At 68.1% G+C, this 13,987-nt stretch carries 9 protein-coding genes; 7 read left to right on the plus strand and 2 right to left on the minus strand.

What is annotated here, in order from left to right:
* The first annotated feature begins 224 nt into the window (after positions 1–224).
* From DEU38_RS09490 to tatA, 3 genes are read left to right on the plus strand one after another with little or no spacing between them, the layout of a single operon-like run.
* Positions 225–1,802 (plus strand): FAD-dependent oxidoreductase, encoded by a 1,578-nt coding sequence (locus tag DEU38_RS09490; RefSeq protein WP_114720338.1) that lies wholly within the window; start codon positions 225–227, stop codon positions 1,800–1,802.
* Positions 1,803–1,831: 29 nt separating this feature from the next.
* Positions 1,832–2,506, plus strand: coding sequence for a Rid family hydrolase (locus DEU38_RS09495; RefSeq protein WP_114720340.1), 675 nt, complete (start codon positions 1,832–1,834; stop codon positions 2,504–2,506).
* Positions 2,506–2,706 (plus strand): Sec-independent protein translocase subunit TatA, encoded by a 201-nt coding sequence (gene tatA / locus DEU38_RS09500; RefSeq protein WP_114720342.1) that lies wholly within the window; start codon positions 2,506–2,508, stop codon positions 2,704–2,706. Before DEU38_RS09495 ends, tatA begins: the two co-directional genes overlap by 1 nt.
* 69 nt (positions 2,707–2,775) lie before the next feature.
* Here the strand turns inward: tatA and DEU38_RS09505 are convergent, their stop codons facing one another.
* Positions 2,776–3,231 (minus strand): MarR family winged helix-turn-helix transcriptional regulator, encoded by a 456-nt coding sequence (locus DEU38_RS09505; protein ID WP_114720344.1) that lies wholly within the window; start codon positions 3,229–3,231, stop codon positions 2,776–2,778.
* A 185-nt stretch (positions 3,232–3,416) separates the two neighbouring features.
* On the opposite strand from DEU38_RS09505, the gene DEU38_RS09510 reads away from it, so the two are divergent.
* Positions 3,417–4,868, plus strand: a complete 1,452-nt coding sequence (locus tag DEU38_RS09510; RefSeq protein ID WP_114720346.1) for an MFS transporter — start codon at positions 3,417–3,419, stop codon at positions 4,866–4,868.
* Between the two features lie 163 nt (positions 4,869–5,031).
* Here DEU38_RS09510 and DEU38_RS09515 read toward each other — a convergent pair whose 3' ends face one another.
* On the minus strand, positions 5,032–6,051 hold the full coding sequence (locus DEU38_RS09515) for an FAD-dependent oxidoreductase (protein WP_114720348.1): 1,020 nt from the start codon (positions 6,049–6,051) through the stop codon (positions 5,032–5,034).
* A 282-nt stretch (positions 6,052–6,333) separates the two neighbouring features.
* Between DEU38_RS09515 and DEU38_RS09520 the strand changes: the two genes are divergently transcribed.
* The 3 genes from DEU38_RS09520 (at position 6,334) to DEU38_RS09530 (ending at position 13,813) form a co-directional block, all read left to right on the plus strand.
* Complete coding sequence (locus DEU38_RS09520) at positions 6,334–7,305, plus strand: beta-propeller fold lactonase family protein (RefSeq protein ID WP_114720350.1); 972 nt, start codon at positions 6,334–6,336, stop codon at positions 7,303–7,305.
* Between the two features lie 426 nt (positions 7,306–7,731).
* Positions 7,732–12,357, plus strand: coding sequence for a glutamate synthase large subunit (gltB, locus tag DEU38_RS09525; protein WP_114720352.1), 4,626 nt, complete (start codon positions 7,732–7,734; stop codon positions 12,355–12,357).
* A complete protein-coding gene (locus tag DEU38_RS09530) occupies positions 12,350–13,813 on the plus strand; it encodes a glutamate synthase subunit beta (RefSeq protein ID WP_114720354.1) in 1,464 nt (487 codons plus the stop codon). The genes gltB and DEU38_RS09530 overlap by 8 nt, the downstream gene beginning before the upstream one ends.
* Positions 13,814–13,987: the final 174 nt, after the last annotated feature.

Consider the following 13,987-nt stretch of genomic DNA (forward strand, 5'->3'; position numbering starts at 1 on the left):
GTCCGGCTGTGTAACAGGGATATTGCCGGCGTGCTTCCACCGATCGCACCCGCCCGAGACGCTTTGAGCACGCAGGGGCCCGCGTTCTCAGTCGGCCGCGCTGAACCGTTTCACCGGTGACAACTTCCCGACCCGAGCCGTCTCCAGGATGAGTCCCAACGGATCACCCGGATCGCCGGGCGGACATTTGGGAGCGTGAAATGGCATTCACACGTAGATCTTTCATGCAGGCGCTCGGCGTCACGGGTGGCGCGGGCCTGGCGTACGGGGCGATGTCCTCGATCGGTCTGGCGCCGGCCACCGCGGCGACGCCGAGGCGCTTCCAGTCGCTGGCACCGGGTGACCTGGTCGGTTCGGTCGCGGGGGATCACTCGGTGGTGATCCTCGGCGGCGGACCGGCGGGGCTGTGCGCTGCGTACGAGATGCGCAAGGCCGGCTACAAGGTGACCGTGCTCGAGGCGCGGACCCGGCCCGGTGGCCGCGTGTGGTCGGTGCGGGCCGGTACCGAGGAGACGGATCTGGGCGGCGAGACCCAGAAGTGCACGTTCTCCGAGGGCCACTTCTTCAACCTCGGCGCCACCCGCATCCCGCAGGGGCACATCACCCTCGACTACTGCCGCGAGTTGGGCGTCGAGTTGCAGATGTTCGGCAACCAGAACGCCAACACGATGGTCAACTACACGGGCAGCCGGCCGCTGGCCGGCCAGTCCATCACCTACCGGGCGGCGAAGGCCGACACGTTCGGGTACATGTCCGAACTGCTGCAGAAGGCCACCAACCAGGGCGCGCTCGACGACGTCCTCACCAAGGGGGACAAGGACGCACTCTCGGAGTTCCTCACCAGCTTCGGTGATCTGTCCGACGACGGTCGCTATCTCGGTTCGCCGCGCCGCGGCTACGACACCGAGCCCGGCGCCGGTCTCAACTTCGGCACGCAGAAGCAGCCGTTCGGGATGCAGGACGTCATCCAGAGCGGCATCGGCCGCAACTTCGCGTTCGACTTCGAGTACGACCAGGCGATGACGATGCTGACTCCGGTGGGCGGCATGGACCGCATCTACTACCGCTTCGCGGAGGAAATCGGCGACAGCCTCGTCTACGGTGCGGAGGTCACGTCGATGAAGAACGCCCCGGACGGCGTGACGGTGGAGTACAGCGTCGGCGGGCAGCGCAGGTCCGTCACCGCGGAGTACGCGATCTGCACCATCCCGCCGCACCTGATCGAGCGGCTCGACAACAACCTGTCGTCCGAGATCATCACCGCGCTGCGGGCCGCGAAGCCGTCGTCGTCGGGCAAGCTCGGCATCGAGTACTCCCGCCGCTGGTGGGAGACCGAGGACCGCATCTACGGCGGTGCGTCGAACACCGACCGCGACATCTCGCAGATCATGTTCCCGTACGACCACTACAACTCCGACCGCGGCGTCGTGGTCGCGTACTACAGCTCGGGGCGACGCCAGCTCGGATTCGAGTCGCTCACGCACCGGCAGCGTCTGGCGAAGGCGCTCGCCGAGGGCTCGGAGATCCACGGCGACAAGTACACCCGTGACATCTCGTCGTCGTTCTCCGGTTCGTGGCGGCGCACCAAGTACTCGGAGTCGGCGTGGGCGTCGTGGGCCGGGGCCGGGGACTCGCACGGTGGCATGGCCACGCCCGAGTACACCAAGCTGCTCGATCCGGTGGACCGGATCTACTTCGCGGGCGACCACCTGTCCAACGCCATCGCGTGGCAGCACGGCGCGTTCACGTCGGCCCGGGACGTCGTCACGAACATTCATCAGCGTGTGGCCCAGGCCGCCTGAATTCCAGTCACATTCGCAGAGGAGCCACCATGAAATCCGTTGCCCGCAAGACCTTCGCCGCCACCCTCGCCGCGTCGGCGCTGCTCGTCACGGCGTCCGCGTGCTCGTCCGACACCGCCGAGGCCGAGACCACACCCGGGAGCACCTTCGTTTCCAAGTCGGTTCTCGAAGTGGGAGAGGCGAATCCGATGATCGCGCAGGGTGTCGCGATAGGCGCGAACACCGCGGTCTACAAGACCAGCGGCATCGGACCCTCCGCGTCCGACAAGTCGGCGCCCGAGGGCACCCCCGAGTCGTACATCGACAGCCAGTTCGGCGGGGGAGTGCTCCCCGCCGGTGTGACGGTCACCGAGGCGCAGGGCATAGGCGTGCTCGAGAAGATTCGCGACAATCTCGAAGCCCAGGGACTGACGCTCGAGGACGTCGTCACGATGCGGGTGTTCCTCGACAACGCCCCCGGCACCGACCGGGCCGACTACGCCGGCTGGAACCGCGCGTACCGCCAGTTCTTCGCCAACACGAACCTCGAGACCGGCGACACCGTGCTGGTCCCGATGGGCACCGCGGCGCCCGCCGCGCCGATCGAACGGAACAGCGCCCGCCCCACCCGGTTCGCGCTCGAGGTCGGGACGCTGCCGGTGCCGGGCTGGCTCGTCGAGGTCGAGGTGGACGCCGTCTACCCCGACGGCAAGGAGCCGTCCTGATGGGCGCGCTGAGCCCGGGGCACTGGGCGATCGTGGCGGTGGTCCTGCTGGTGCTGTTCGGCTCGAAGAAGCTGCCCGACGCCGCCCGCGGCCTGGGCCGGTCGCTGCGCATCCTCAAGAGCGAGGTCGGTGAATTGCAGACCGACGACCAGCCCACCGAGGTCGGGGCACCGGAATCCGCGAAGCGCCTGTCGGCGTAGTTCCACCGAGAAGAGAAGCCGCGCAACGGAAATCTGTTGCGCGGCTTCTTCACGTCCGGAGGCCGCCGGTCACGGCCGGGGCCAGGGCCGTCCGCCCATTCTCTCGATGTCGGTATTGAACCGTTTGAGGTAGGCGGCGAAGGCGGCGACGTCCTCGGCCTCCCAGTCCTCCATCATCTTGTCGAGCGTCGCGATGCTCCCCGCCCGTTCCGCATCGAGGCGGGCCTTGCCCTCCGCGGTGATGCGGAACTTGCGGGCCATCCCACCCTCGGGGTCGGGGATACGTTCGAGGAGTCCGCTGCCGAGCATCGAGGTGGTCTGCCGGTGCAGGGTGGAGGTGTCGAGGCCGAGGGCGTCGCTGAGCTGTCCGATCGACATGGGGCCCTCGATGTCGATGCGGCTGAGCAGCACGTAGGCGCTGCTGTCGAGGTGGCCGCCGCTGCGCCGGGGGCGCGGGCTGTTGTGGTGCACGTGTCGACCGAGCAGCATGGTCTCGAAGTCGATCAGATGCGTGGGTTTCTGCATTTCGGTCCTCTCACAACCCGCATCGGTCCTCGGCGCTCGATGCCCTCCCATTGTGCCCGCGAAACCGGACATATCACCCTAGCTGGGATTTTGCGCGATACAACTCGATTGCACGATACAAGTTGGTTGTATGCTGCAACTAGTTTGAGTAACGAAATCCGTTGATCTTAGAAGTTGGGAGTCCCGTGGACAGCTCCGCGTCCACCGCCCGTTCGGGCGGCATCGTCACAGTGCTGGCGGTAGCCGGCATCGTGGCGGCACTTATGCAGACCCTGGTGGTGCCGCTGATCGGCGACCTGCCTCGCATCCTCGACACGACGGCGTCCAACGCGTCGTGGGTCATCACGATCACGCTGCTCGTCGGCGCCGTCGCGACGCCCGTCACCGGACGGCTCGGTGACCTGCTCGGCAAGCGGCGCATGCTGCTGTTCTGCTCGTTCCCCCTCGCGGCCGGTTCGGTGATGTGTGCACTCGCCGACTCCCTGGCTCCGATGGTCATCGGCCGCGGCCTGCAGGGCCTCGGCATGGGAATGGTGCCCCTCGGTATCAGCGCCCTGCGTGAGCTGGTGCCGCCGCAGAAGCTGGGATCGTCGATCGCCCTGATCAGCGCGACCCTCGGCATCGGTGGCGCGCTCGGTCTGCCGATCTCGGCGGCCGTCACGCAGAACACCAGCTGGCGCGTGCTGTTCTGGGGCTGCGCGGTGCTCAGCGTCGTCATCGGCGTCCTGATCTGGCGTCTCATCCCTGCCACCCCGGCCATGGCCGCGGGCGGCCGGTTCGACTACGTCGGTGCGATCGGCCTCGGCGCCGGCCTGGTGAGCCTGCTGCTGGCCGTCTCCAAGGGTGCCGTCTGGGGCTGGGGCAGCGCGTCGATCCTCGGACTGTTCGCGGCCGCGGTCATCGTGCTCCTGGCCTGGGGATGGTGGGAGCTGCGCACCAGCGATCCGCTGGTGAACCTGCGCCTGGCCGCCGGCAAGCAGGTGCTGCTGACCAACTCCGCGTCCGTCGTCGTCGGGTTCTCGATGTACGCGCAGTCGCTGATCATTCCCCAGCTGCTCCAGCTGCCCGAGTCCACCGGATACGGCCTCGGTCAGTCGATGCTCGCGATGGGTCTGTGGATGCTGCCCGGCGGCTTCGTGATGATGGCCGTCTCGCCGCTCGGCGCGAAATTGTCCGCCGCCCGCGGCCCCAAGGTCACGCTGGTGCTCGGCGCGCTGGTCATCGCCTTCGGTTACGGATCGTCGATGCTGCTGCTCGGGTCGACGTGGGGTCTGCTCGTGGTCGTCTGTATCTCCAACGCGGGTGTGGGCCTGGCCTACGGTGCGATGCCCGCGCTGATCATGGGCGCGGTGCCGCCGTCGGCGACGGGCTCGGCCAACAGTTTCAACACCCTGATGCGCTCGGTCGGTACGTCCGTGGCCGCCGCGGTCGTGGGCGTCGTGCTGGCGCAGATGAGCGTCGACGTCGGCGGTCACACGATGCCCACCGAGGCCGGGTTCCGTACGGGTCTGCTGATCGGCTGTGGTGTCGCACTCGTGGCGGCGGCGATCGCGTCGGCGATTCCCGGCCGCAAGCCCGCCGCGTCGACGCATCCCGTCACGGCGGATGTCGACGAGAAGGTCGCCGCCAAGGCCTGATCAGGGCGTTCGATCCGGGCGATCGGACACTCCGCGAAGAAGTTCCGATCCCTGTGAGACAAACGTTCAACAGGTGCTACTGTTCGTCCTGCACTGGCCGCAGCTGTTCACTCGCTGCGGCCAGTAGCTATTTTGGCCCCCGCCCGCGCCGCGGGTGGATGTTTCACGCGAAACGGGAACCCAGCCTGACGGCGGCGTCGCGCACACCGATCCAGTGCCGCGCGGTCGCGACCCGGCCGACCAGGTGCGACGCCCGGACGAGTCGACGGGTGGGACGCCGCCGCGCCCGGTCGTAGCGGCGCAGCGCGTCGGCGACGCGGTGCTCGGTCAGCAGGCGGCCCAGCGTCACCGCATCGACCATCGCCTCGCACGCGCCGCGCCCCAGATTCGGGGCCATCGAGTGCGCGGCGTCGCCGATCAGCGCGACGTTGCCGCGCACGTACGACGGCAGTGGCGGCGACTCGTAGAGGTCGTGGTGCAGCACGACGTCGGGGTCGACCTGTTCGAGGATCTTGCGGATGTCCTGGTGCCAGTCGCCGAACCGGGCCCGCACGAAGTCGAGCCCACCGGTCGACTCGGCGGGGGAGCGGACCGCCGCGAACCAGTTCACCAGCCCGCCCTCGCGCGGCGTGATACCGAACAGCGCACCCGGCCCCCACGTCTCGCTCACCGAGGCCGCCTCGCCCGGAATCCATCCGCGCCAGGCGGTCATTCCCGTGTACCCGGGTCGGTACTGCGCCCCGAACAGCACGTCGCGGGTGGCGCTGCGGGTGCCGTCGGCGGCGACGACGACGTCGAACCCGGCGAGCGTCGCCAGGTCGGGGGACGGTGTCGCGAAGCGGACGACCCCGCCCGGCAGGCCGTCGAGCAGTACGCCGTGCAGGGCGGGCCGGGAGATCAGGTAGGCGGTGCGGCGTTCGCTGTCGACCCGTCCGATCACCGACCCGTCCGGCCGCAGGAACGCGGCGCGGCGCTGCATCGCGCCCAGCTTCCGAACCCCGTCACCGACGCCGGCATCGTCCAGTGCCGCCACCGCCTGCGGCCACACCCCCAGCGCGGTTCCAGTCGTGGGCGGGGCCGCGGAACGCTCGAAGACGGTGACGTCCCAGCCGCGCCGGGTCAGATGATTGGCGGCCGTGAGTCCACCGATGCCGCCCCCGAGGATCGCTGCGCAACCAGCCATGCGAGGGACCGTACCGGAGGTGTCGCAATCCTTCCGGGCAGCGTTTCGCGCCGTCCCCGGATCGTCTGGGGTGTTTACAGGCTCGTGGGCACGGCGTCCAATGGAGATGAGAACTGATGCGCCGCCGTGACGGTGAGCGAGGTGGATGTCTGGTTTCGGGCCTGAGAGCGTGCCGGGTGCCGTCGGGAGTCGGCCGGACACAACCATGGTCGTCCCTGGTGGCGATGGTGGCGTCGGGGCGCCCGACTCCGGCGATTCGTCCGCTTGGAGAAGGGAATACGCATGATCTCGTTGTCCACATCTGCAGCCGCGGTCGCCGTGTCGGTGGCGGGGCTGATGTTGCCCGGTCCAATTGTCCACGCGGACAACGTCACCACGACGATCTCGGTCGGCGGCGGACCGACCCAGGTGGCGATCGCGCCGGACGGTTCCCGCGCCTACATCACCAACTACTTCGACGACACCGTCGCGGTGATCGACACCGCCACCGACTCCGTCGCCGCGACCGTGCCGGTCGGCAAGTTCCCCACCGGCGTGGCGCTGAGCCCCGACGGGGCACGGGCCTACGTCACCAACTCCGAGAGCGGCACGGCGTCGGTGATCGACACCGCCACCAACGCGGTCGCCGCCACCGTGCCCGTCGGTGCGAGCCCGGAGGGTGTGGCGATCACGCCCGACGGTTCCCGCGCCTACGTCACCAACTACGACGGCGGCACGGTGTCGGTGATCGACACCGCGGCCAACGCGGTGACCGCGACCGTCCCCGTCGGCCGCCTTCCGTCCGAGGTCGCGATCACTGCGGACGGCACCCGGGCCTACGTCGCCAACCAGGGCAGCGACGAAGTGTCGGTGATCGGGATTCCCCTCGACGTCGTCGTCGGGACCGTTCCGGTCGGTGACGGGCCGTTCGGGGTGGCGCTCACGCCGGACGGCACCCGGGCGTACGTCACCGCCTGGGACAGCGACGCGGTGTCGGTGATCGGCCTCCCGGTGAACGCCGTCGTCGCGACCGTTCCGGTCGGCGACAGCCCGTTCGGGACGGCGGTGACCCCGGACAGCGGCCGCGCGTACGTGACCAACTACGCGAGCGACACCGTGTCGGTGATCGACACCGCCGCGAACGCCGTCGTCGTGACCGTCACGGTCGGTGACAGCCCGTCCGCGGTCGCGATCACCCCGGACGGCACGCGCGCCTTCGTGACCAACTACGACAGCAACACGGTGTCGGTCGTCGCGATCGAACCCGGGGCCTGATCGGCACCGCTGCAACACCCCCGACACCGCAGCGAGATGCGGCCGCAGCGCGGCCGTAGGACGATCGTGGCGAAGCTGCAATTCGCCGCCCTCCCGGGGACGAAACATTCGTCCTAGGCTGTGACGTGCGCTGCATTCGCCCAGAAGGCGAACGCAAACTCGCAGGTCACGGCGTGGAGAGGGGAGCCTTGGTTGCGTTTGTCCCAGGGGTGTGAATTAACCTTTTCTCAACACGGTGGACTCATGACCGTTCGAAACGCCCTCGAGCAACGTCGCCGGGGCGGATGTCAGTCCCGTGCCGAGGCTCAATGACGAGCCATTCTCGGTCGGTGCCGAACACAGTGTCGTGTCGGTACATGCTCTGCAGTTGTATGGCCATCAGCGCTGCTGGTCGTCGGTGCATTTACGCATACGAAGGCAGTAGGTATGAAGCATCTTCCCGGGCCCCAGGGGCTCTACCACCCGGCAAACGAGCACGATGCGTGCGGCGTCGCATTCGTCGTCGACATGCACGGTCGTCGCAGCCGCGACATCGTCGAGAAGGCGATCACCGCGCTGGTCAACCTCGAGCACCGTGGTGCCGCGGGTTCCGAGCCCAACACGGGTGACGGTGCCGGCATCCTGCTCCAGGTTCCGGACCGGTTCCTGCGGGCCGTCGTCGACTTCGAGCTGCCCGCCGAGGGCACCTACGCCACCGGGATCGCGTTCCTGCCCCAGGGCGCCGACGCCGCCGACGAGGCCGCGTCCGGTGTCGAGAAGATCGTCGCCGAGGAGGGCCTGACGGTCCTCGGCTGGCGTGCGGTCCCCACCGACGACTCGTCGCTCGGCTCCCTCGCCCGCGACGCGATGCCGACGTTCCGTCAGGTGTTCATCGGAAGCGCCGGTTCCGCCGAAGACACCGTCACGGGCATGGACCTCGAGCGCCGTGCGTACGTCATCCGCAAGCGCGTCGAGCACGAGCTCGGTGACGCCGGTGCCGGCGAGGACGGCCCGGGCCGCGAGTCGGTGTACTTCCCCAGCCTGTCCGGCCAGACGTTCGTTTACAAGGGCATGCTCACCACCCCGCAGCTCAAGGGCTTCTATCTGGACCTGCAGGATGACCGGCTCGAGAGCGCGCTGGGCCTGGTGCACTCGCGCTTCTCCACCAACACCTTCCCGTCGTGGCCGCTGGCGCACCCGTTCCGCCGCGTCGCCCACAACGGTGAGATCAACACCGTCAGCGGCAACGAGAACTGGATGCGGGCCCGCGAGGCGCTCATCGAGTCCGACGTGTTCGGCGCAGGAGAGGTTGGGCCCGGCAAGGACCAGCGCAGCGCGCTCGAGAAGATCTTCCCGATCTGCACGCCCGGCGCCTCGGACACCGCCCGCTTCGACGAGGTGCTCGAGCTGCTGCACCTCGGCGGCCGCAGCCTGCCGCACGCCGTGCTGATGATGATCCCGGAGGCCTGGGAGCGTCACGAGAGCATGGATCCGGCGCGCAAGGCGTTCTACCAGTACCACTCTGCGCTCATGGAGCCGTGGGACGGACCGGCGTCGGTGTGCTTCACCGACGGCACCGTCGTCGGCGCCGTGCTCGACCGCAACGGCCTGCGCCCGTCCCGCGTGTGGGTCACCGACGACGGCCTCGTGGTCATGGCGTCGGAGGTCGGTGTCCTCGACATCGCCCCCGAGAAGATCGTGCGCAAGATGCGCATGCAGCCGGGTCGCATGTTCCTGGTCGACACCGCGCAGGGCCGCATCATCTCCGACGACGAGATCAAGTCGGAGCTCGCGGCCGAGCACCCGTACCAGCAGTGGATCGACGAGGGTCTCGTCCAGATCGACGACCTGCCGGAGAGCAAGTACACGTACATGACCCACGACCGGGTCGTGCTGCGCCAGCAGATCTTCGGCTACACCAACGAAGAGGTCAACCTCCTCGTCAAGCCGATGGCGATCACCGGTGGTGAGGCGCTCGGCTCGATGGGCACCGACACCCCGATCGCGGTGCTCTCGGCGCGCCCGCGGATGCTGTTCGACTACTTCCAGCAGCTGTTCGCTCAGGTCACCAACCCGCCGCTCGACGCGATCCGCGAGGAGATCGTCACCAGCCTGGGCGGCACCATCGGCCCCGAGGCCGACCTGCTGAACCCGTCGGCGGCGTCGTGCCGCCAGATCGTGCTGCCGCAGCCGATCCTGCACAACGACGACCTGTCGAAACTGATCCACCTCAACGACAACGCCGAGTTCCCGCACTTCCGCAGCGTCGTCGTCCGTGGTGTGTACCCGGTCGCGAAGGGCGGCGAGGGGCTGCGCAAGGCCCTGGACACGGTGCGCGACAAGGTTTCCGAGGCGATCGCCGGTGGCGCCCGCATCATCGTGCTCTCGGACCGCGAGTCCAACGAGAAGTACGCGCCGATCCCGTCGCTGCTGCTGACGTCCGCGGTGCACCACCACTTGGTGCGCGAGAAGACCCGCACCAAGGTCGGTCTCATCGTCGAGTCCGGCGATGCCCGCGAGGTCCACCACATGGCGGCGCTGCTCGGCTGCGGTGCCGCGGCCGTCAACCCGTACATGGCCTTCGAGACCATCGACGAGCTGCTGCAGAGCGACCAGCTGCAGGGTCTGACGCTCGACAAGGCCGTTTCGAACTACATCAAGGCCGCCGGCAAGGGCGTGCTGAAGGTGATGTCGAAGATGGGCATCTCGACGCTCGCGTCGTACACCGGTGCCCAGCTGTTCCAGGTGATCGGCCTGTCGCAGGAGGTCGTGGACGAGTACTTCAGCGGCCTGCACTCCAACCTCGGCGGCATCGGCCTGGACGAGATCGCCGCGGATGTCGCTGTGCGGCACGCCAATGCGTACCTCGACCGTCCGGAGCTGCGCGCGCACCGCGAGCTCGAGGTGGGCGGCGAGTACCAGTGGCGTCGCGAGGGCGAGTACCACCTGTTCAACCCGGACACGGTGTTCAAGCTCCAGCACGCCACCCGGACCGGCCAGTACGAGGTGTTCAAGGAGTACACCAAGCTGGTCGACGACCAGTCCGAGCGCCTGGCGTCGCTGCGCGGTCTGTTCAAGTTCAAGACCGGTCTGCGCGAGCCGATTTCGATCGACGAGGTTGAGTCGGCCAGCGAGATCGTCAAGCGGTTCTCGACGGGCGCGATGAGCTACGGCTCGATCTCCGCCGAGGCCCACGAGACGCTCGCGATCGCGATGAACCGTCTCGGTGGACGCTCCAATTCCGGTGAGGGCGGCGAGCATCCGTCGCGCTTCACGCCGGACGAGAACGGCGACTGGCGCCGGTCGGCGATCAAGCAGGTCGCGTCGGGCCGCTTCGGTGTCACGTCGAACTACCTGACCAACTGCACCGACATCCAGATCAAGATGGCGCAGGGAGCCAAGCCCGGCGAGGGTGGCCAGTTGCCGCCGCACAAGGTGTACCCGTGGGTCGCCGAGGTGCGCGGCTCCACCCCGGGCGTCGGCCTCATCTCGCCGCCGCCGCACCACGACATCTACTCGATCGAGGATCTGGCACAGCTGATCCACGACCTGAAGAATGCCAATCCCGCGGCCCGCATTCATGTCAAGCTGGTCTCGGAGATCGGTGTCGGCACCGTCGCCGCGGGCGTCTCCAAGGCACACGCCGACGTGGTCCTCATCTCGGGTCACGACGGTGGTACGGGCGCGTCGCCGCTGACGTCGCTCAAGCACGCCGGCGCCCCGTGGGAGCTCGGCCTCGCCGAGACCCAGCAGACGCTGCTGCTCAACGGTCTTCGCGACCGCATCGTGGTCCAGGTCGACGGTCAGATGAAGACCGGCCGCGACGTCATGATCGCGACGCTGCTCGGCGGCGAGGAGTTCGGTTTCGCCACCGCGCCGCTCGTGGTCTCGGGTTGCATCATGATGCGCGTGTGCCACCTCGACACCTGCCCGGTGGGTGTGGCGACGCAGAACCCGGTGCTGCGCAAGCGTTTCGCGGGCCAGCCGGAGTTCGTGGAGAACTTCTTCCTGTACATCGCCGAGGAGGTGCGCGAGCTGCTCGCCGAGCTGGGCTTCCGCACCCTCCAGGAGGCGGTCGGCCAGGTCGACGTCCTCGACACCACCAAGGCGCTCGAGCACTGGAAGGCGTCCAAGCTGGACCTGTCGCCGATCCTGCACAAGGTCGAGTCCGCGTTCATGGATCAGGACCTGTACTGCTCCGGCACGCAGGAGCACGGTCTGGAGAAGGCGCTCGACCAGCAGCTGATCGAGCAGGCACGCGATGCGCTCGACAAGGGCGAGGCCGTCGCGTTCGAGTCGGCGATCACCAACGTCAACCGCACGGTCGGCACCATGCTCGGCCACGAGCTGACGAAGGTCTACGGCGCGCAGGGCCTGCCGGACAACACGATCGACATCACCTTCACGGGTTCGGCCGGCAACAGTTTCGGCGCGTTCGTGCCCAAGGGCATGACGCTCCGCCTGCACGGCGATGCCAACGACTTCGTCGGCAAGGGCCTGTCCGGCGGACGCATCGTCGTCCGCCCGCCGCTGCAGACGGCCGCGGGATTCGTGCCCGAGGACAACATCATCGGCGGCAACGTGATCCTGTTCGGTGCCACCACGGGTGAGGTTCTCATCCGCGGCATCGTGGGTGAGCGTTTCGCAGTCCGCAACTCCGGCGCCACCGCTGTCGTCGAGGGCGTGGGCGATCACGGTTGCGAGTACATGACCGGCGGCAAGGTGGTCATCCTCGGCAAGACGGGACGCAACTTCGGCGCCGGCATGTCCGGTGGTGTCGCGTTCATCTTCAATCCGGACCGTGATTTCGGGACCAACCTCAACACCGAGTTGGTCGATCTCGAGGACCTCAGCGTCGAGGACTTCGAGTGGCTGCACGGCGCCATCGAGCGCCACCGCGACGAGACCGGATCCGAGGTTGCGGCCCGGATCCTCGCCGACTGGTCGCACCAGAAGGCACATTTCGCGAAGGTCATGCCGCGCGACTACAAGAAGGTCCTCGTCGCTATCGAGACCGCGAAGAAGAACGGAATCAACGTGGACGACGCAATCATGGAGGCAGCTCGTGGGTGATCCGAACGGCTTTCTGAAGCACACGTCGCGCGAACTGCCCATCCGCCGTCCGGTGCCGCTGCGCCTGATGGACTGGAAGGAGGTGTACGAGGATTTCTCCTCGGACACCCTCGAGACCCAGGCCGGCCGGTGCATGGACTGCGGTATCCCGTTCTGTCACAACGGTTGCCCGCTCGGAAACCTCATTCCCGAGTGGAACGACCTGGTCCACAAGGATCGGTGGCGCGAGAGCATCGACCGGCTGCACGCGACCAACAACTTCCCGGAGTTCACCGGCCGGCTGTGCCCGGCGCCGTGTGAGGCGGCGTGCGTGCTCGGCATCAACCAGGACGCCGTGACCATCAAGCAGGTCGAGGTCGAGATCATCGACCGCGCCTTCGACGAGGGCTGGGTCCAGCCGGTGCGCGCGTCGCACATCACCGGCAAGAAGGTGGCCGTCGTCGGCTCGGGCCCCGCGGGTCTGGCTGCCGCACAGCAGCTCACGCGTGCCGGGCACTCGGTGACGGTGTTCGAGCGTGAGGACCGCATCGGCGGTCTGCTGCGCTACGGCATCCCCGAGTTCAAGATGGAGAAGCGCCACATCGACCGCCGCCTGGCGCAGATGGAGGCCGAGGGCACGGTGTTCCGCACCGGCGTCAACGTCGGTGTCGACATCACCGCCGAGCAGCTGCGCGAGCAGTTCGACGCGGTCGTCCTCGCCGGCGGTGCCACCGAGGCGCGCGACCTGCCGATCCCGGGCCGCGAGCTCGACGGCATCCACCAGGCGATGGAGTACTTGCCGATCGCCAACCGGGTGCAGCTGGGCGATCTGGCCGAGCCGACCATCACGGCGAAGGGCAAGAAGGTCGTCATCATCGGCGGCGGCGACACCGGTGCCGACTGCCTCGGCACCAGCCACCGTCAGGGCGCCGAGAGCGTGCACCAGTTCGAGATCATGCCGCGCCCGCCGGAGCAGCGTGCCGACCAGACCCCGTGGCCGACGTACCCGCTCATGTACCGCGTCTCCTCCGCGCACGAGGAGGGCGGCGAGCGCGTGTTCTCGGTCAACACCGAGGCGTTCGTCGGACGCGAGGAGAACGGCCGGCAGGTCGTCGCTGCTCTGAAGGCCCACGAGGTCAAGACGGTGAACGGGCGCTTCGAGAAGGTCGAGGGCTCGGACTTCGAGCTCGAGGCCGACATCGTGTTCCTCGCGATGGGCTTCGTCGGCCCGGAGAAGCCGGGTCTGCTCACCGACCTGGGCGTCGACCTGGGCGAGCGCGGCAACGTCGCCCGCTCGTCGGAGTGGGCAACCAACGTCGACGGTGTCTTTGTCGCCGGCGACATGGGCCGCGGTCAGTCGCTGATCGTGTGGGCCATCGCCGAGGGTCGCTCGTGCGCGGCCGCGGTCGACCAGTTCCTCGAGGGATCGACGGCCCTGCCGTCACCGATCAAGACCACCAGCGCGCCCCAGCGCTGATTGCAGATTTCGGCGGGGACCAGCGTCGTTCCCCGCCGATTTGAAGGCCCGAAGGCCCCGTTCCACGCAATTCGCCTCGCGTGGAACGGGGTCTTCGTCCGTTTCGACACCTCTTTCTGGACGATTGACCAGAAAACGCTTATGCAACGATCCTGCAACGGCTAGGGTCCGCCT

Origin of the sequence: Rhodococcus sp. AG1013, from assembly GCF_003350365.1 — a bacterium.
GTDB lineage: Bacteria > Actinomycetota > Actinomycetes > Mycobacteriales > Mycobacteriaceae > Prescottella.

What these genes read in the sequence shown, in the direction of transcription:
- gltB (WP_114720352.1), top strand. Translation starts at nt 7,732, where the DNA reads ATGAAGCATCTTCCCGGGCCCCAGGGGCTCTACCACCCGGCAAACGAG.
- DEU38_RS09490 (WP_114720338.1), top strand. Translation starts at nt 225, where the DNA reads ATGCAGGCGCTCGGCGTCACGGGTGGCGCGGGCCTGGCGTACGGGGCG.
- DEU38_RS09520 (WP_114720350.1), top strand. Translation starts at nt 6,334, where the DNA reads ATGATCTCGTTGTCCACATCTGCAGCCGCGGTCGCCGTGTCGGTGGCG.
- DEU38_RS09495 (WP_114720340.1), top strand. Translation starts at nt 1,832, where the DNA reads ATGAAATCCGTTGCCCGCAAGACCTTCGCCGCCACCCTCGCCGCGTCG.
- DEU38_RS09505 (WP_114720344.1), bottom strand. Translation starts at nt 3,231, where the DNA reads ATGCAGAAACCCACGCATCTGATCGACTTCGAGACCATGCTGCTCGGT.
- DEU38_RS09515 (WP_114720348.1), bottom strand. Translation starts at nt 6,051, where the DNA reads ATGGCTGGTTGCGCAGCGATCCTCGGGGGCGGCATCGGTGGACTCACG.
- tatA (WP_114720342.1), top strand. Translation starts at nt 2,506, where the DNA reads ATGGGCGCGCTGAGCCCGGGGCACTGGGCGATCGTGGCGGTGGTCCTG.